This window comes from Streptomyces sp. NPDC049837, from assembly GCF_040674455.1.
GTDB lineage: Bacteria > Actinomycetota > Actinomycetes > Streptomycetales > Streptomycetaceae > Streptomyces.
Genome location: NZ_JBFAMP010000002.1, coordinates 447,068 through 463,188, shown reverse-complemented (window position 1 = coordinate 463,188; position 16,121 = coordinate 447,068). Strand labels below are relative to the sequence as shown.

13 protein-coding genes and 1 riboswitch are annotated in these 16,121 nt (G+C 72.4%); of the genes, 10 read left to right on the top strand and 3 right to left on the bottom strand.

All coding sequences use genetic code 11. The annotated features are described in order from the left end of the window. The first annotated feature begins 12 nt into the window (after positions 1-12). Positions 13-198 (top strand): hypothetical protein, encoded by a 186-nt coding sequence (locus AB0J57_RS06610; protein ID WP_366126881.1) that lies wholly within the window; start codon positions 13-15, stop codon positions 196-198. 36 nt (positions 199-234) lie between these two features. On the opposite strand, the gene AB0J57_RS06605 is transcribed toward AB0J57_RS06610, so the two are convergent. Continuing rightward, positions 235-1,350 carry a S1 family peptidase gene (locus AB0J57_RS06605; RefSeq protein WP_366126880.1) on the bottom strand — a complete coding sequence of 372 codons (1,116 nt, stop codon included), beginning with the start codon at positions 1,348-1,350 and terminating at the stop codon, positions 235-237. 219 nt (positions 1,351-1,569) lie between these two features. Between AB0J57_RS06605 and AB0J57_RS06600 the strand changes: the two genes are divergently transcribed. Together AB0J57_RS06600 and AB0J57_RS06595 are read left to right on the top strand one after the other, a co-directional pair. Beyond that, positions 1,570-4,362, top strand: coding sequence for a SpoIIE family protein phosphatase (locus AB0J57_RS06600; RefSeq protein WP_366126879.1), 2,793 nt, complete (start codon positions 1,570-1,572; stop codon positions 4,360-4,362). A gap of 85 nt (positions 4,363-4,447) precedes the next feature. After that, entirely contained in the window at positions 4,448-5,074 is a 627-nt protein-coding gene (locus AB0J57_RS06595) for an XRE family transcriptional regulator (RefSeq protein WP_366126878.1), read from the top strand. On the opposite strand, the gene AB0J57_RS06590 is transcribed toward AB0J57_RS06595, so the two are convergent. After that, positions 4,995-6,293, bottom strand: a complete 1,299-nt coding sequence (locus AB0J57_RS06590; RefSeq protein ID WP_366126877.1) for a Tm-1-like ATP-binding domain-containing protein — start codon at positions 6,291-6,293, stop codon at positions 4,995-4,997. The two genes, AB0J57_RS06595 and AB0J57_RS06590, sit on opposite strands and share 80 nt — an antisense overlap. A gap of 108 nt (positions 6,294-6,401) precedes the next feature. Here AB0J57_RS06590 and AB0J57_RS06585 point away from each other — a divergent pair, with 108 nt between their 5' ends. Together AB0J57_RS06585 and AB0J57_RS06580 are read left to right on the top strand one after the other, a co-directional pair. After that, positions 6,402-7,487, top strand: a complete 1,086-nt coding sequence (locus tag AB0J57_RS06585) for an endonuclease/exonuclease/phosphatase family protein (RefSeq protein ID WP_366126876.1) — start codon at positions 6,402-6,404, stop codon at positions 7,485-7,487. A gap of 210 nt (positions 7,488-7,697) precedes the next feature. Further along, entirely contained in the window at positions 7,698-8,420 is a 723-nt protein-coding gene (locus AB0J57_RS06580; RefSeq protein WP_366126875.1) for a transcriptional regulator, read from the top strand. 242 nt (positions 8,421-8,662) lie between these two features. On the opposite strand, the gene AB0J57_RS06575 is transcribed toward AB0J57_RS06580, so the two are convergent. Beyond that, on the bottom strand, positions 8,663-10,081 hold the full coding sequence (locus AB0J57_RS06575) for a nucleobase:cation symporter-2 family protein (RefSeq protein WP_366126874.1): 1,419 nt from the start codon (positions 10,079-10,081) through the stop codon (positions 8,663-8,665). A 553-nt stretch (positions 10,082-10,634) separates the two neighbouring features. Next, a riboswitch (cyclic di-AMP (ydaO/yuaA leader) is annotated at positions 10,635-10,832 on the top strand. 4 nt (positions 10,833-10,836) lie between these two features. Here AB0J57_RS06575 and AB0J57_RS06570 point away from each other — a divergent pair. The 5 genes from AB0J57_RS06570 (at position 10,837) to AB0J57_RS06550 (ending at position 16,118) form a co-directional block, all read left to right on the top strand. After that, entirely contained in the window at positions 10,837-11,622 is a 786-nt protein-coding gene (locus tag AB0J57_RS06570) for a LysM peptidoglycan-binding domain-containing protein (protein WP_366126873.1), read from the top strand. A gap of 479 nt (positions 11,623-12,101) precedes the next feature. After that, entirely contained in the window at positions 12,102-13,952 is a 1,851-nt protein-coding gene (locus AB0J57_RS06565; RefSeq protein WP_366126872.1) for a phage tail sheath C-terminal domain-containing protein, read from the top strand. A gap of 48 nt (positions 13,953-14,000) precedes the next feature. After that, the gene (locus AB0J57_RS06560; RefSeq protein WP_351570284.1) at positions 14,001-14,525 is read left to right on the top strand and encodes a phage tail protein; all 525 of its coding nucleotides are present in this window, start codon (positions 14,001-14,003) and stop codon (positions 14,523-14,525) included. Between the two features lie 80 nt (positions 14,526-14,605). Further along, positions 14,606-15,373 (top strand): hypothetical protein, encoded by a 768-nt coding sequence (locus tag AB0J57_RS06555; protein WP_366126871.1) that lies wholly within the window; start codon positions 14,606-14,608, stop codon positions 15,371-15,373. Then, complete coding sequence (locus tag AB0J57_RS06550; RefSeq protein WP_366126870.1) at positions 15,366-16,118, top strand: hypothetical protein; 753 nt, start codon at positions 15,366-15,368, stop codon at positions 16,116-16,118. Before AB0J57_RS06555 ends, AB0J57_RS06550 begins: the two co-directional genes overlap by 8 nt. The last annotated feature ends 3 nt before the right edge of the window (positions 16,119-16,121 follow it).

Genomic DNA, 16,121 nt, shown 5'->3' with positions numbered 1-16,121 from the left:
GGGAGGACCACGATGGGACGACCCACGATGGGGCGACAGCGACGGCCGGTGACGCCCATGGGCCTGGCCGGCACCGCGGTCACGATGGCCGCGCTGACCCTGATGGTGCGCGGCCGCCGCGGCCCCCGCCCCGCCCCTTCCGGGCCGGACGCCCCCCGGAAGCGGTGGATGCCCCTGCTGCTCATCCCGTCCGCGTAGCCCCCGGCCCTCGTGCGCCGGGGGCATGCCCGGGCGTCAGCCGTCGCCGATGCGGGCGCCGACCGCGGCGAGGGCGGTCGTCACGGGCTGGAAGAAGGTCTCACCGCCCACGTCGCAGTTTCCGCTGCCGCCCGACGTGAGGCCGATCGCCTCTCCCTGCCGGGTGAACAGGGAGCCGCCGCTGTCGCCGGGCTCGGCGCACACGTCGGTCTGGATCAGTCCGGTGACGGTGCCCTCCGGGTAGTTCACGGTGGCGTTCAGGCCGGTGACCTGTCCGTCCCGCAGCCCGGTGGTGCTGCCCATCCGGAAGACCTGCTGCCCGACCGCCGCCTCGGCGGCCTGTGTGATCTCCAGCTTCCGGCCGCCGCCCACGTCCACGGCGCTCGGGGCCTCGGTGCCCGCGTCGTCGTACGTGACGAGGCCGAAGTCGCCCTCGCCGGGGAAGACGCTCTGCTGCACCGTACCGAGCGGCGTGCCGTTCTCGTCCGCCCACTCCTGGGACGCGGCGGTGCAGTGCCCGGCGGTGAGGAACCCGCTCTGCCCGTCCTGGGTGGTGACGTTGAACCCGAGCGAGCAGCGCGAGCCGCCGCCGAAGATGGCGTCGCCGCCGTCGACGAACGGCTTGAACTCGCCCTTGGACTTCTGGATCCGGGCCATGCCCTTCCCCAGGGACGCGACCGCCGACTCCAGCGTGTCCCAGCGTTCGCCGGTGACCGTGCGGTCGGCGGTGACGAGGACCTGGTTCGTTCTGGGGTCGAGCGCCCACGCCGTTCCGGGGATGCCCGCCTCGCGTGACAGCGTCCGGGTGGCCGCCGTCAGCTCGCCGGTGCTGTTCTGTACGGGCCGGGCGACCGCCCCGGCCTGCTCGACCCGGCGGTTCTCCGCGTCGTCGCCGTCCGCCACGTTGACGACGAGCTGCCGCTTGGCGGCGTCGTAGTACGCCCCGCCGTAGGAGTCGCCGAGGGACTGGCCCAGTTGCCGGGCCACCTGTGCGGCGGACGCGGCACTCATGGTCTTGGCGGTGACCTGGCCCGGTTCGGGGCCGGACTGGGAAGCATTGGCGTTGGGCAGCAGGATCGCCGCCGCGGCAATGCCGACCGCCCCCGCTCCCGCGAGGACGGCTTTTCGCTTGGGTATGCGCCTGTGACTCAACTCCGCTGCTCCTGCTGGTCGTTCGGACTCCGGCTGCCGTCGGCGACCGGGGGACGCGTCCGCCCGTTGGTACGCGCGCCGCGCCCGATGTGTTCACCGGGGCGGGGAACACCTCCGGCGGGTGCCGGCGGCCACGAGCGCCTCGGGGTGACGCCCCGCGCCGCCACGACGGGCCGCTGTGGGTCGCTCCGGGCGAGGATGCAGTGCTAGAAATGGGGCATGAGCGGACGTCTCGGACGGACCAGGCGGGCGTCGGGCCGCCCGTCCCCGGAACGCGTGCCGGGCGCTCCGCAGCGGCTCCTCCCCGGGAAGGCACGGCGCCCGCCGCACGAAGGTGTGCGGTCCCTGCTGGGCGTGCGTACCGTCGCCGGTCAGGTGCTGGTCCTCCAGATCCTGGTCGCGGTGCTGCTGATCACCGCGGCGGTGATAGGGCTGGCGTTCCAGGCGCGGTACGACAGCGAGCAGGACGCCCAGAACCGGTCCCTCGCCGCCGCCGAGTCCTTCGCGGACGCCCCGGGCACCGTGGCGGCGCTGAGGGCCCCCGACCCGACCGCCGCGCTCCAGACGTCGGTGACGAGGGCCCGGGACGGCTCCGGACTGGACTTCATCGCGGTGATGACGCCCGACGGGACCCGCGTCGCCGACAACGACCCGTCCCTGATCGGCAGCCGCGCCGAGGACGTCGAGCGGGCGGCGGCGGGGACGGCGTTCACGGAGATCTTCGAGGGAGCCCCGAACGACGCGGCCCGCGCCGTCGTGCCCGTCACCGCCGCGGACGGCTCGGTCGTCGGCCTGGTGAGCGCGGGCGTCTCGATCGAGAACGTCGGCGACGCGGTCAACCGCCACCTGCCGGTGCTCCTCGGCTCCGCCGGTGGCGCGCTGGCGCTGGCGGTCGGCAGCTCGGCGCTGGTGAGCCGGCGGCTGCGCCGCCAGACGCACGGCCTCGGCCCCACCGAGATGACCCGGATGTACGAACACCACGACGCGGTGCTGCACGCGGCGCGCGAAGGCGTGCTGATCATCGGGGACGACGGGCGCCTCACGCTGGCCAACGACGAGGCGCGCCGGCTGCTGGAGCTGCCGCCGGACGCGGAGGGCCGCCCCGTCACGGGACTCGGCCTGGACGCCGGCACGGCCGAGCTGCTGGCCTCGGGCCGTACCGTGACCGACGAGGTGCACCTGGCGGGGGACCGTCTGCTGGCCGTCAACACCCGGCCCACGGCGCCCTACGGCGGGGCGTCCGGCACGGTGGCCACGCTCCGGGACACCACCGAGCTGCGGGCGGTGTCCGGGATGGCGGAGGTGGCCCGGGAGCGGCTGAAGCTGCTGTACGAGGCGGGGGTGCGGATCGGGACGACGCTGGACGTGGTGCGGACGGCGGAGGAGCTGTCGGAGGTGACGGTTCCCGGGTTCGCGGACTTCGTCACGGTGGAGCTGCTGGACCCCGTGCTGCGCGGCGAGGAGCCGACGGGCACGCACACCGAGATGCGGCGCACGGCGGTGAGCGGCATCCGTGCCGACCACCCGCTCCAGCCGGTGGGCGACCTCATCAGGTTCGCCGTCCCCACCACGCCGATGGCGGCCGCCCTGGCCAGCGGGCACGCGGTGCTGGAGGCCGATCTGAACGTCGCCCACGGCTGGCGGGCGCAAGACCCCTCCGGGGCGGACCAGGCGCTCGCGTACGGGATCCACTCGCTGATCACGGTGCCGTTGCAGGCGCGTGGGGTGGTGCTGGGGATGGCCAATTTCTGGCGTTCGCAGCGTGCGGAGCGGTTCGAGGAGGAGGACCTGGCCTTCGCGGAGGAGCTGGCCGCCCGTGCCGCCGTCGCCATCGACAACGCGCGCCGCTTCACCCGCGAGCACGCCATGGCCGTCACCCTCCAGCGGAGCCTGCTGCCCCGGGTCCTGCCCGAGCAGGGCGCGCTGGACATCGCGTACCGCTATCTGCCGGCGCAGGCCGGGGTGGGCGGCGACTGGTTCGACGTCATCCCGCTGCCCGGGGCCCGGGTCGCCCTGGTCGTGGGGGACGTGGTGGGGCACGGCCTGCACGCCGCCGCCACGATGGGCCGGCTGCGGACGGCGGTCCACAACTTCTCCGCGCTGGACCTGCCGCCGGACGAGTTGCTGGGCCACCTCGACGAGCTGGTGTCCCGGATCGACCAGGAGGAGGGCGCCGACGGTGACGGCGAGGCCATCACGGGCGCCACCTGCCTGTACGCCATCTACGACCCGGTGGCCGGCCGGTGCAGCGTGGCGACCGCCGGGCACTTCGCGCCCGCCCTCGTCCTGCCGGACGGCACCGTGGACTGCCCCGAGGTGCCCGTCTTCCCGCCGCTGGGCCTGGGCGGCCTGCCGTTCGAGACGGCGGAGCTGGACCTGCGCGAGGGCACCCAGCTCGTCCTCTACACGGACGGACTGATCGAGTACCGCGACCGAGACGTGGACACCGGCCTCCGCGTGCTGCGCGACACGCTGTCCGGGCACCCGGACCGGACGCCGGAGGAGACGTGCCAGGCCGTGTTCAGCGCCATGCTGCCGCCGCACCGCCGGGACGACATCGCGCTGCTGGTGGCGCGCACCAACCTGCTGGACCGCACGCGTGTCGCCGACTGGGACGTGCCCCCGGACCCGGCGGCCGTCGCGCGTGTCCGGGCCGCGTGCGGACGCCAGTTGGAGCAGTGGGGGCTGGAGGACCTCGGGTTCACCACCGAGCTGATGCTCAGTGAGCTGATCACCAACGCCATCCGTTACGGCTCGGAGCCGATCCATGTGCGGATGCTGTACGAGCGCTGCCTGATCTGCGAGGTCTCCGACGGCAGCAGCACCTCCCCGCACCTCCGGCGGGCGGCCACGACCGACGAGGGCGGGCGGGGACTGTTCCTGGTGTCCCAGTTCGCCGAGCGGTGGGGCACCCGGTACACGCCGACCGGCAAGGTGATGTGGACGGAGCAGTCCCCGGCCGCCGGGCCCCGGCAGCCGGTCGAACTGATGCTGGACGACGTGTCCTGGTGACGTCCTGCTGAAGTCCCGGTGCCGTCCCGGTGGCCGTTCCCGGAAACGGCAACTTTCTTTGCCGTTCGGGGGACGGTGGGGATTAATGGGCGGCGTGGAAGAACGGGAAGAACACTCGGCCGCCATCGCCCGCACCCTCTCCGAGGTGGGCCCGCGCCTCAGGGGCATCCGGACACGGCGCGGCGTCACCCTGACCGCGCTCGCGGAGGCCACCGGCATCTCCAAGAGCACCCTGTCCCGCCTGGAGTCCGGCCGGCGCCGCCCCAGCCTGGAGCTCCTGCTGCCCATCGCCCAGGCCCACCAGGTCCCGCTGGACGAACTCGTCGGCGCGCCCGAGGTGGGCGACCCGCGCGTCCGCCTCACGCCCCGGACCGTGCACGGCAACACCACCGTGCTGCCGCTGACCCGGCAGCCGGGCCCGCAGCAGGCGTTCAAAATGATCCTGCCGCCCGACCGGAGCACCCCGCAGCCGTGCACCCACGAGGGGTACGAGTGGCTGTACGTGCTGTCCGGGCGGCTGCGCCTGGTGCTGGCCGACCACGACCTGGTGCTGGGCGCGGGCGAGGCCGCCGAGTTCGACACCCGGCTGCCGCACTGGTTCGGCAGCACGGGGGACGGCGCCGTGGAGGTGCTCAGCCTGTTCGGGCGTCAGGGCGAGCGGATGCATGTACGGGCGCGGCCACGGCAGGCCGATCCGTCCGGGTCGCGGTGATCATCCGGTGCAGGAGGTCGGCGGCGGCACGGCCGAAGGCCGGGTCGTTGAGGTGCGTGTCGGCCTCGACCACCTCCACGGCGCTCCCCCGCAGGCCGTCGCGGAGCGGGCCGAACAGCGCCTCGTCGGTGTCCGGGTCGTGGTAGGGCCCGCCGGGCGCGCCCAGGGTGGACAGCCCGCGCAGGGGCAGGCACAGGGCGGTCGGGCCGGTGGCGGCGCGCAGCTTGGCCGCGACCAGGCGGCCGAGTTCGGCGCACTCCTGTGGCGTCGTACGGACCACCGTGATGGAGGGGTTGTGCACGCGTACGTCGCGGTCGCGCACCCGCGCGGGCACGGTGTCGGCCGGGCCGAACTTGACCATGTCGAGCGCGCCCGGGCCGACCACCTGGGGTATCCCGTGGCGCCCGGCGGCGGCGAGCCGGTCCGGGCCCGCGGTGAGGATGCCGCCGCAGTGCTCGTCGGCGAGCTCGCAGAGGGTCAGGTCCAGGACGCCGGCGAACAGCTTCTGCCCGGCCAGGGACTCCAGGGTGCGGCCGCCGGCCCCGCTGGCGTGGAAGACCAGCACCTCGTACCCGAGTTCGGTCATCCGCTCGCGGGCCGCGTCGACGCCCGGCGTCGTCACGCCCGCCATGCTCGCCGCTATCAGCGGCCGCTCGCCGGGGCCGGGGCCGGCCGCGGGCTCCCGGGAGGCGAAGCCCTCGGCCATGCCGGCGACGGCGTCGGCGGCGTTCGCCAGGACGGGCGCGGACACGCGGTTGATCCCGGCGATGTCGACGACGCTGTACATCATGGTGATGTCGGCGGAGCCGACGTACGCGGAGACGTCACCGGCGGCCATCGAGGACACCATCACCTTCGGCACCCCGAGCGGCAGTCCGCGCATGGCCCGGGTCGCGATGGACGTGCCTCCGCTGCCGCCGATGGCCAGGACCCCGTGCAGGCGGCCCTCCTCGTGCAGCCGCCGCACGGTCTCGGCGGCGCCCCGGGCCATCACGGTCACGGCGGCGCCCCGGTCCCCCTCGGCCCGTAGCCGCTCCAGGTCGGCGCCCGCCGCCCGGGCCACCTCGGCGCGCGGGACGTCGGCGGGTATCCGTGGTTCGCCGATGACGCCCGCGTCGACGACGAGGACGCCGACTCCCCGGCGCAGCAGCCGGTCGCGCAGCCAGCCGTACTCCAGGCCTTTGGTGTCGAGGGTTCCGAGCAGCACAACGATCGCCATGCATGTACTGTCCGGCGGAATCGACTGATCGACAAGAGGGTGACTTCCGGCCGCTTTCCGTCGTCCGCCGGTCTCCCAACGGCCATGTGGGCATGGTTGGTTGGCATCATGAGAACTCTCGGAACAGTGCGCCGCGCATGGCGCCGCCCGGCCGTCCTCGCGCTCAGTGCCGCGCTCACCGCCGGGCTCCTCCTGATACCCGCTCCGGCGTCGGCCTCGGGCCGCGCCACCGCCGACGAGGTCCGCGTGCTCGCGTGGAACATCTTCCACGGCGGCAGGAACGACGGCCTCGGCGGTGCCGAGAACCTGCCCCGGGTCGTGGACCAGGTGGTGGCCATCGCCCCGGACGTGTTCTTCTCCGTCGAGACGTACGGGTCGGCGGACGTCATCCGCGAGGGGCTGACCCAGCGGGCCGGGAAGGGGGCGTACAGCGCGACCCGTATCACCGCCGGCCGCAGCGACAACCTGTGGATCTTCACGCGCTATCCGGTCACGAAGGTCTACCCGAAGCCGTCCGGGGGGGTGGTGGGCGACTTCCACTTCGGCGGCGTGCGGGTCGAGCTGCCCAGCGGCCGGCAGGTCAGCCTCTTCGACATGTGGCTGGGGTACACCAACCCCTGGATCGGCGACATGGTCGACGCGAACGCGGTGGCGGTACGGGCGGGCCGGCCGGTCCCGTACTCGCCCGCCGAGGTGCGTGACGCCGAGTCGGGCGCGCAACTGCCACAGGTGACGGACATCATCCGCGAGCAGTTGCCCGCCATGCTGGCCGGCAACACCGATCCGGTGATCCTCGCCGGAGACCTCAACACCCTGCCGGCCGCCGACTGGACGTCCCGGTACGCCGGGTGCCCGGACCACTTCGGCCTGCGTTACGCGCTGCGTGCCACCAAGGTGGTGACCGACGCCGGGTTCACCGACACCTACCGGGCCGCGAACCCGGACGTCTGCGCGGCCGCCGGCCGGACGTGGAGTCCGCTGCCCGAGTACGACTACATGATCACGCCGGACCGGATCGACTTCGTGTTCGCGCGGGGAGCGGGCGTCTCGGTGGCCGGGTCCCACACGGTCGACACCCGCCTTCCGCAGCACGGACCTGGCCCCTTCTACTCGGACCACGCCGCCGTCGTCACCTCGTTGCGCATAGACGCCGGGGCGGGGGTGTCCGACTACCGGCCGGCAGCTTCCGGCTAACGGACAGCCACCCTTCGATCAGGGAGAGGATTGGACCGTTCATCCGCCCTTTACACCCCATAAAGCGGAGTACACCTTGCGATCGAAGGGAAATCTGGGCATTCGCACGAGTCGGCCATCTGTTAATCTGCCCGCTCCTGGATGTTCATCCACCGGTCCCCTCTCCCCCAAGCGCCCTACGCTCGCCGGGTGCAGCGAGGTGTTTCATTCGTGTACAGCACTCCGTTCTCCCCCGCGGAGGCCAGAGCGGCGCGGGCCCGCATGGGCCTGAGCACCGTTCAGGTCGCCCATTCCATGGCCGCGTGCGGCGTCCCGGTCCACCCCGACCTGGTCGCCGCCTGGGAGCAGGGCTCCCACGTCCCGTCGGAGCCCCAGCTCTTCGCCCTCGCCGATGTGCTGTGGTGCTCGTCCACCACGCTGATGGGCGTCGAGCCGCGCACGCTGGCCGAGCACCGACTGGCCCGGCAACTGAGCGCGGAGCGGCTGGCCTACCGGATCGGGATGGACCCGGCCGAGTACCGGAAGGCGGAGGCGGCGCAGCAGTGGGACGGCGACCTGCGGCAGACCAGGGCGCTGGTGGACGCCCTCGGTCTGTCGCTGCGCAAGCTGGTCGGCATCATGGGCCGCGGCGAGGAACTGGCCGGGCACCTGCGCTCGGCCATCGACGGCCGCTGGAAGGTCCACGTGGCGCCCGTGGCCGAGATCGTGGTGGTCAACGAGACGCTGGTGGGCGACGCGCTGCGCACGATGCACGCGGAGTTCGCGGAGTTCTCCGAGCGCTACATGGGCCATCTGGTCGCTCGCAACGACGACTCCCGCCTCAAGGAGGTCGCCGCCGAGCGCTCGGCCTACCTGCACCGGCTGGTCGACCACTTCTGGGAGCTGATCGGCGACGTGGGCGAGGAGCCCCCGTTCGACGCGACGGGCCGCTGAGCCCGCCCGTGCGGTCCACCCGCTGTGCCCGCCCCATGCGGACCGCCCGCTGCGCTGAGCCCGCCCGCGCGGTCCACCCGCTCTGCCCGCCCCGTGCGGTCCACCCGCTCTGCCCGCCCCATGCGGACCGCCCGCTGTGCCCGCCCCATGCGGACCGCCCGGTGCGGACGCCCGCCCGGGCCGGAGTCGGCGGCCGGCCCGGCGGGCGGAGGCTCGGGGCGGCACGGGACGGCCCACCGGGGTCAGAGCCTGGCGGCGCCGACCGGCGGTGGCGGCGTGCCGTCGTCCTCGTAGTCCTCCCAGTCGATCTCCATCGCCCTGCGGCGCGAGAACGCGTTGAAGAACAGGTTCAGCACGATCGCCGTGAGGCCACCCAGGGTGATACCGCTGTCGAGGACGGCACGCACGTCGTCCGGCATGCGGTCGAAGAACGGCGCGACCGCCGTGGGGAGCAGGGCGGCGCCCAGGCTGACGGCGAGGATGAGGGCGTTGCGCTCCTCGCGCAGGTCGACCTTGCCCAGGATCTGGATGCCGACCGTGGCGACCATGCCGAACATCGCGATGGCCGCGCCGCCGAGCACGGGGTGCGGCACCGCGGCGACCAGGCTTCCGGCCTTCGGCAGGAGCCCCAGCGCGATCATGAAGATACCGGCCGCGACCACCACGAAACGACTCATCACCTTTGACATCCGGACAAGTCCGATGTTCTCGGCGAAGGCCACATACGGGAACGAATTCAGTACGCCACCGAGAACGGTCGCCACACCGTCGGCGCGCAGCGCGCGCGTGACGGTGTCGCTGTCGACCTTCTTACGGGTGATCTCGCCGATCGCGTACACATCACCGGTCGTCTCGACCATCGTGATCAGCATGACCACGACCATGGCGATGATGGGCAGCAGTTCGAACTTCGGCATGCCGTAGTGGAAGGGCGTGCTGACGCCGAACCAGTCGGCGTCCTTCACGGCGCCGAAGTGCGCGTCGCCGAGCAGCCAGGCGACGGCGGTGCCGGCGACGAGCCCGATGAGGACGGCGAGGCTGCTGAGGAACGGCTTTCCGACGCGGACCACGGCGAGGATGAGCAGCAGGGTGCCGAGGGCGTACGCCAGGTTCTTCCCGGAGCCGTATTCGGGCTCCCCCATGAGGTGCGCGCCGCCGGCCGCGTCCTGGAGCCCCACGGGTATCAGGGTCATGCCGATGATGGTGAGGATCGTGCCGATGACGATCGGCGGGAAGTACTTCACCAACTTCCCGAAAAAGGGCGCGAAAAGGAATGTCGCGATACCGGCGGTGATGACCGCGCCGTAGACCACCAGCAGACCGGCCGTACCGCCACCCGCGCCGATGCCGATGGCGACCATGGGTGAGACGGCGGTGAAGGTGACGCCCTGGACCAGGGGCAGCCTGGCGCCGACCTTCCAGACGCCGAGCGCCTGGATGATCGAGGCGATACCACAGGTCAGCAGGTCCGCGTTGATCAGGTAGACCAGCTCTTCCCGGGACAGCCCCAGGGCGTTGCCGAGGAGTACGGGGACGATGACCGCCGCCGCGTAGAACGCGAGGATGTGCTGGAAGCCGTAGAGGGTGAGTTTGGGGAGGGGAAGCAGCTCGTCGACGGGATGCGTCTGCTTGCCGGAGTGCTGTCGGGAGACTCGTGCCATCTCTGCCTTGCCTTCGCGAGGTAGGTGAATGAGAGAAGGGCCAACACCTCGAGTCCCGGGTGACAGGACGAGGGCTCGTCGGCCCGTACGGAGCCGACGTCTGGCGGAGTTGCCGACATCACGTCGCCCTGCACTGCAATGTGCGTCCTGGTTGACAGGACATCCTTCGATCGACCTGGCCAGGACCGTTTTGTCCTGGGATCCACAGGGGAGCCGATCGGGGCGCTCACCTTAGTTCACGCCTGGTGTTCCTCGCGAGTAACCGGCGGCGCCACCCACTCCCGGGCACCTTCCGCCCCATTTTCTCCCTTATAGGCGTTTCATGACTAAAGCCGACACCGCCCATATTGCGTAGAACATAAGCGACTTGTCACCCCACATTGCCGCGCGTGACAAGAATCACCGCCCCGCACCGGTGCCTCGGCGTTCCCGGGGCCTTGTTTCGGCTTTTCAGCAGCAAAGTTGACGGCCCGCCAGGTGCGCGGAGAAGGGCCCGGGCATTCAATTCCAGCCTTGTTCCCCGCGACCCCTCTCGCTTACGGTCACCCTCAATCCGGATGGACCGCCGAATCCTGCCGCCGTCCGGAAACCGCACCCACCACTCACGTACGTACGGCAGGAGCGGGGGACCCAGGTAAGCCGCCGGTCCGGGGAACACCGGAACGGCTCGGGGTGAAGCCGCGCTGACACCGCGGCCGGGCATCTCCAGTCCGAACCCGACAGCTCACCTCGCAGGCGACGGAGAGGAACGCCCCATGCCCGCAAAGGGTAAGCACCGCCGTCCCAAGAACAGTCCGCTCACCCGCCGATTCGTCGCCGCGGGAACGGGTGGCGCCGCACTCGCGCTCCCCATGATCGGTGCCACCACCGCCGCGGCCGCGCCGACCAGCGCCGCGCACTCGGTGACCGCCGGCATCACGGCCGCCGCTCCGGCCGCCGCGCCCGCCGCCGCCAAGAAGGCCGCCGCCCCCCGAACGCACACCGTCGTCGCCGGCGAGTCCCTCTCCAAGATCGCGAGGGACCACGGGGTGAGCGGTGGCTGGAAGAAGCTCTACGAGGACAACCGGAAGGCCGTCGGCGCCGACCCGTCCCTGATCCGCCCCGGCCTCAAGCTGACCATCGGCGCCAAGGCCCCGGCCCAGCGCTCCTCGGCGCCCGAGCGGGCCGACCGGTCCGCCGAGCGCAAGGCCGCTCCGGTCGCCGCCAAGGCCGCCTCCTACCCGGACAACCTCGACGGCTGGATCCGGGAGGCGCTGGACATCATGGCGCAGCACGGTATCCCCGGTACGTACGAGGGGATCCACCGCAACATCATGCGCGAGTCCTCGGGCAACCCCCTCGCCATCAACAACTGGGACATCAACGCCATCAACGGCACGCCCTCCAAGGGCCTCCTCCAGGTCATCGCGCCGACCTTCGAGGCCTACCACGTGCCGGGCACGGCGAACGACGCCTACGACCCGGTCGCCAACATCGTCGCCGCCTGCAACTACGCGGCGGACCGGTACGGCTCCATCGACAACGTCAACGGTCCGTACTGACCGACCCGCTTCTCCCCGCCGGGGCCGGCCGCGACGCACGCGGCCGGCCCCGGCGGCGTTCCGGCACGATTCCGTGTCAACCGGACACAAGGCGGCGCGCCGGGCGGATTGCCATTCGGCCGGTTTCCCACCCCGGCGCGGATTTTCCTGTGAAGCGTTGGTGAATTGGGTCTTCATATCCCTCCGGCGATATCCCGCTGACCTTGCCGAACCGCCTCCACGTAACTCCACACACGGTGATCGCCGGTTGACCGAAAGGGTCCCTTGACCATGGTGCGGGCGGCGAACCAGACTCACACGGGCACTCAGGCATCAGGAGCCATCAGCAGGCGCGCATGCCAATGGCCCTGCGAGACCGATATCGCACGGGGTGTGTGACGGGGGAAAGACCGAAGAGCGCGCACGCGTATCCATGACCCGCGTGCGCGGTGCTCTCCTCCCCTCCTCATCTCTTGGTGCGCGAAGGGAATGGAGGGGGAATGCCGACGCATATGGGCTATCCCGGCGTATACATCGAAGAACTTCCCAGCAGCGTCCGTACCATCGCCTCGGTCACCACCTCGGTGACCGCGTTCGTGGGGCACACCCGCCGGGGTCCGCTCAACCAGCCGGTGCGGATCACCAGTTTCGCGGACTTCGAGCGCCGCTTCGGCGGACTCACCTCCCGCAGCGCCGTCAGCTACGCCGTGCACCAGTTCTTCGGCAACGGCGGCTCGGTCGCGGTGATCGTCCGCGTGGCCAAGGCCGGCACGGGTGAAGAGGCCCGCGTCACGCTCGACTCCACCGAGGGCCACAGCGAGTGCCCGGTGCTGGAGGTCCACGCCAAGGAGCCCGGCGTCTGGGGCTCCGGCCTGCGGGTCGCCGTCGACCACGACACCCCCACCCCCGACAGGACGTTCAACCTCCACGTCCTCGACGCGCGCGGCGCGGCCCGCGAGACGTTCACCGGGCTGTCGATGAGCCCCGGCCACGGCCGGTTCGTCGAGACGGTCGTCAACGCCGGCTCCGCGCTCGTCCGCGTCAAGGCGCTGGACGAGGACCGGCCCGACCCCTCCGGCACGGTCTCCAAGCCCTTCGCGGCCGAACTGCCGAACCTCGAAGTGGAGCTGAAGGTCAAGATCGGCGACGTGGAGCGCGAGTTCACGCTCTACGAGCCCGACCACGACGGCGAACCGCCGGCCGACGTCACCGAGCTCGCCCTGCTCCTGGAGCGCAAGCTGCGGGCCCTGCCGGACGCCCCGGGCAAGCACTCCTTCGCCGGGGCGGAGGTCACCGCCTTCGGGCGGCGGCTCCAGGTGGTCGCCGGGTCCCTCGACCCCGACGACGTGGTCCGCTTCATCGGCGAGTGCGCCAACGACCTCGGGCTGGAGGCCTCGGTCAACCCGCCCGTCTTCGCGCTGGCGGGCGGCAAGGACGGCGACGCACCCGGGCCGCGCGACCTCATCGGCAGCGAGGCCCGCAAGACCGGCCTCCAGGCGCTGCGCGACGTCGACGACGTCAACCTGCTGTCGCTGCCGGAGCTCGCGGCGTACGACTCCACCGAGGACATGGTCACCGTGCTGTCGGCGGCCGAGCAGCTCTGCCGGGAGCGGCGGATCTTCCTGCTGGTGGACGCGCCGTCGACGTGGGGCAGCGTGGACGCCGCCCGGGCCGGGACGGGCGCCTTCGACCCCGTACGCAGCGACCACGCGGCCCTGTACTTCCCGCACACGCAGCTCACCGACCCGCTGACCGGCCGGCTGCGGGCCTTCCCGCCCTCGGGCGCGATCGCCGGCGTCATCGCCCGTACGGACGGTGAGCGCGGCGTGTGGAAGGCGCCGGCGGGGACCGAGGCCAAGCTGGCCGGGGTGCGCTCGCTGACGGTGAAGCTCACCGACCGGGAGAACGGGCTGCTGAACCCGCTGGGGATCAACTGCCTGCGGACGTTCCCGGTGGTGGGCCCGCTGGTGTGGGGCGCGCGGACGCTGGACGGCGCGGACGCGCAGAGCAGCGAGTGGAAGTACGTCCCGGTGCGCCGGCTGGCCCTGCATGTCGAGGAGAGCCTGTACCGGGGTCTCCAGTGGGTGGTCTTCGAGCCCAACAACGAGCAGCTCTGGCAGCAGATCCGGCTGAACGCGTCGGCGTACCTCAACGACCTTTTCCGTCAGGGCGCCTTCAAGGGCGGCACGCCGCGTGAGGCGTACTTCGTCAAGTGCGACAAGGACACCACCACCGATGCCGACATCGCGCGGGGCGTGGTCAACGTCCTGGTCGGCATCGCGCCGGTCAAGCCCGCGGAGTTCGTCATCGTGAGGATCCAGCAGGTCGCCGGGCAGTTCGACCTCTCGTAACACTCGTCGCCCCCTCGTCGCCAAGGAAAAGGATCACGAAGGAATCCGATGGCTGAGTTCCGGATAAACGCCCATCGCTTCGACCCGTACAAGAATTTCAAGTTCCTGGTCCTCTGGGACGGTCGGACGGTCGCGGGCATCAGCAAGATCAGTCCTCTGAAGCGGACCACCGAAGTGGTCAAACACCGCCACGGCGGCGATCCCAGCTCGCCGCGCAAATCGCCGGGCCGTTCCGAATTCGAGGGCGTGACCCTGGAGCGCGGTGTCACCCACGACCCGGAATTCGACCGCTGGGCCAACAAGGTGTGGCAGGTCGGTGCCGGCCTCGGCTCTGAGGTCTCGCTGCGGGACTTCCGCAAGGACATCATCATCCAGGTCCTCAACGAGGCCGGGCAGGTGGCCGTCTCGCACAAGCTGTACCGGGCGTGGGTGAGCGAGTACCAGGTGCTCGGCGAGCTCGACGCCAACGCGAACGCCGTCGCCATCCAGAGCGTCAAGCTCGAATGCGAGGGCTGGGAGCGGGACTACGAGGTGGAGGAACCGGTCGAGCCCTCGTTCACCCATCCGGCCTGAACGGAACCGGCGCACCGGAGGGCTGAGGGATGACGCGTGCGGCTGGGCCGGCGGCAGCCGGGATGCCAACGAGAGCCGGGGTGCCGGCGGGAGCCGGGGTGCCGGCGGGGCCCGCCGAGCTGCTCGCCACCTGGGAGGCCGGACTGGCGCAGCCCGCCTGGGGACGTTCCCTGCTGCTGCACCGGGCGGCCCGCCCCGGGGCCGGCACCGACGAGTTGCTGTCGATGCCGGTCGGCGAGCGGGAGGCGGACCTGTACGCCTTGCGCCGGGCCCTGTTCGGCGAGCGCATGCAGGTGCGCGTCGAGTGCGCGTCGTGCGGCGAGGCGATGGAGTTCGAGCTCGACGCGACGGCGCTCGGCGCACGGGCGTCGCGCTCGGCGGCGGGCGGGCCGCTGCGGGTGGAGGAGGGCGAGTGGGTGGTCGAGTTCCGGCTGCCCACCGTCGCCGACCTCGCGGCGGCGGGCGGAGCTCCCGATCCCGCTCACGCGCGCCGTGCGCTGCTGGCGCGGTGCACGGTGTCGGCGGAACGGGGCGGCCGGGCCGTCGCCCCGGAGCGGCTCGGCGAACTGCTGCCCCCGCACGTGGAGCGGCGGCTCGCCGAGGCGGCCGGGGAAGCCGACCCGGTGGCCGACGTCACGCTGGACGTGGCGTGCCCCGAGTGCGGCGAGGCCACCCCGGCCGAGCTGGACATCACCTCCTACCTGTGGGCCGAACTCGACAACTGGGCGCGGGACCTGCTGCTCGACGTCCATCTGCTCGCCACCGCCTACGGGTGGAGCGAGCCGGAGATCCTGGCGCTCAGCCCGCTGCGGCGCCGTTACTACCTGGAGCTGTGCGCGGATGCCTGAGCCCGACTACTTCGACCGGCTGCTCGCCCGGTACACACCGGTGCCCGGGGCGGAGGGCCGTGCCGGGGGCGTGGCGCGGGTGCGGCCCCGGCTGCCGGGACCGTTCGAACGGGCCGAGGCGCTGCGTACGGCTCCGCCCGAGCCGGACGAGCCCGCGCCGCTGCTGCCGTCGGCGCCCGGACCGGCCTTCGGGCCGGCGGAGCTGATCCGCCACGAGCGCGAGGTGGTGCGCGACCGGCACACCGTGGTGCGGGAAACGGCCCGGCCAGGCGGCGAGCAGGACCGGTCCGCTGCTCACCGGGTGTCCGGCACCGGCCCGCTGCTGCGGCCCGCGGCGGACACCGGGCCGGTGCCGCGCCCGGTGGCGGCCGGCGCGCCGCGGGTGCCGCGCACGGCACGGCGTACGGGGCCGGCGCCCGGCCCGCACGGCGCGCCCCGGGCGATGGCCCCCGGCGCGGCCGCACCCACCGTGGCGCCCGCGCCCCCGGCCGGGGCGGTGGCGCCCGCGCGGCCGCGCGACACCGACACGGCGGCGGCCCGGGGCGCGGGTCTGGGCGGCGTCGGGCGGCGCGCGCCCCGGGCGGCGGAGCGCGTCGTCCACGTACAGATCGGCCGCCTCGAAGTGAGCGCGGCCCCGCCACCCGGCGCGCCCCGCCCGGGTGGCGACCGCCCCGGTCCCACGGGACGGCGCGCGCCCGCGCTCACCCTGGACGACTACCTGACGCGCGGCGAGAAGAGGAACTGAGGT

Coding starts and splice junctions, on each gene's coding strand:
- AB0J57_RS06600 (WP_366126879.1), top strand. CDS start 1,570: ATGAGCGGACGTCTCGGACGGACCAGGCGGGCGTCGGGCCGCCCGTCC.
- AB0J57_RS06565 (WP_366126872.1), top strand. CDS start 12,102: ATGCCGACGCATATGGGCTATCCCGGCGTATACATCGAAGAACTTCCC.
- AB0J57_RS06570 (WP_366126873.1), top strand. CDS start 10,837: ATGCCCGCAAAGGGTAAGCACCGCCGTCCCAAGAACAGTCCGCTCACC.
- AB0J57_RS06585 (WP_366126876.1), top strand. CDS start 6,402: ATGAGAACTCTCGGAACAGTGCGCCGCGCATGGCGCCGCCCGGCCGTC.
- AB0J57_RS06595 (WP_366126878.1), top strand. CDS start 4,448: ATGGGCGGCGTGGAAGAACGGGAAGAACACTCGGCCGCCATCGCCCGC.
- AB0J57_RS06550 (WP_366126870.1), top strand. CDS start 15,366: ATGCCTGAGCCCGACTACTTCGACCGGCTGCTCGCCCGGTACACACCG.
- AB0J57_RS06610 (WP_366126881.1), top strand. CDS start 13: ATGGGACGACCCACGATGGGGCGACAGCGACGGCCGGTGACGCCCATG.
- AB0J57_RS06560 (WP_351570284.1), top strand. CDS start 14,001: ATGGCTGAGTTCCGGATAAACGCCCATCGCTTCGACCCGTACAAGAAT.
- AB0J57_RS06575 (WP_366126874.1), bottom strand. CDS start 10,081: ATGGCACGAGTCTCCCGACAGCACTCCGGCAAGCAGACGCATCCCGTC.
- AB0J57_RS06590 (WP_366126877.1), bottom strand. CDS start 6,293: ATGGCGATCGTTGTGCTGCTCGGAACCCTCGACACCAAAGGCCTGGAG.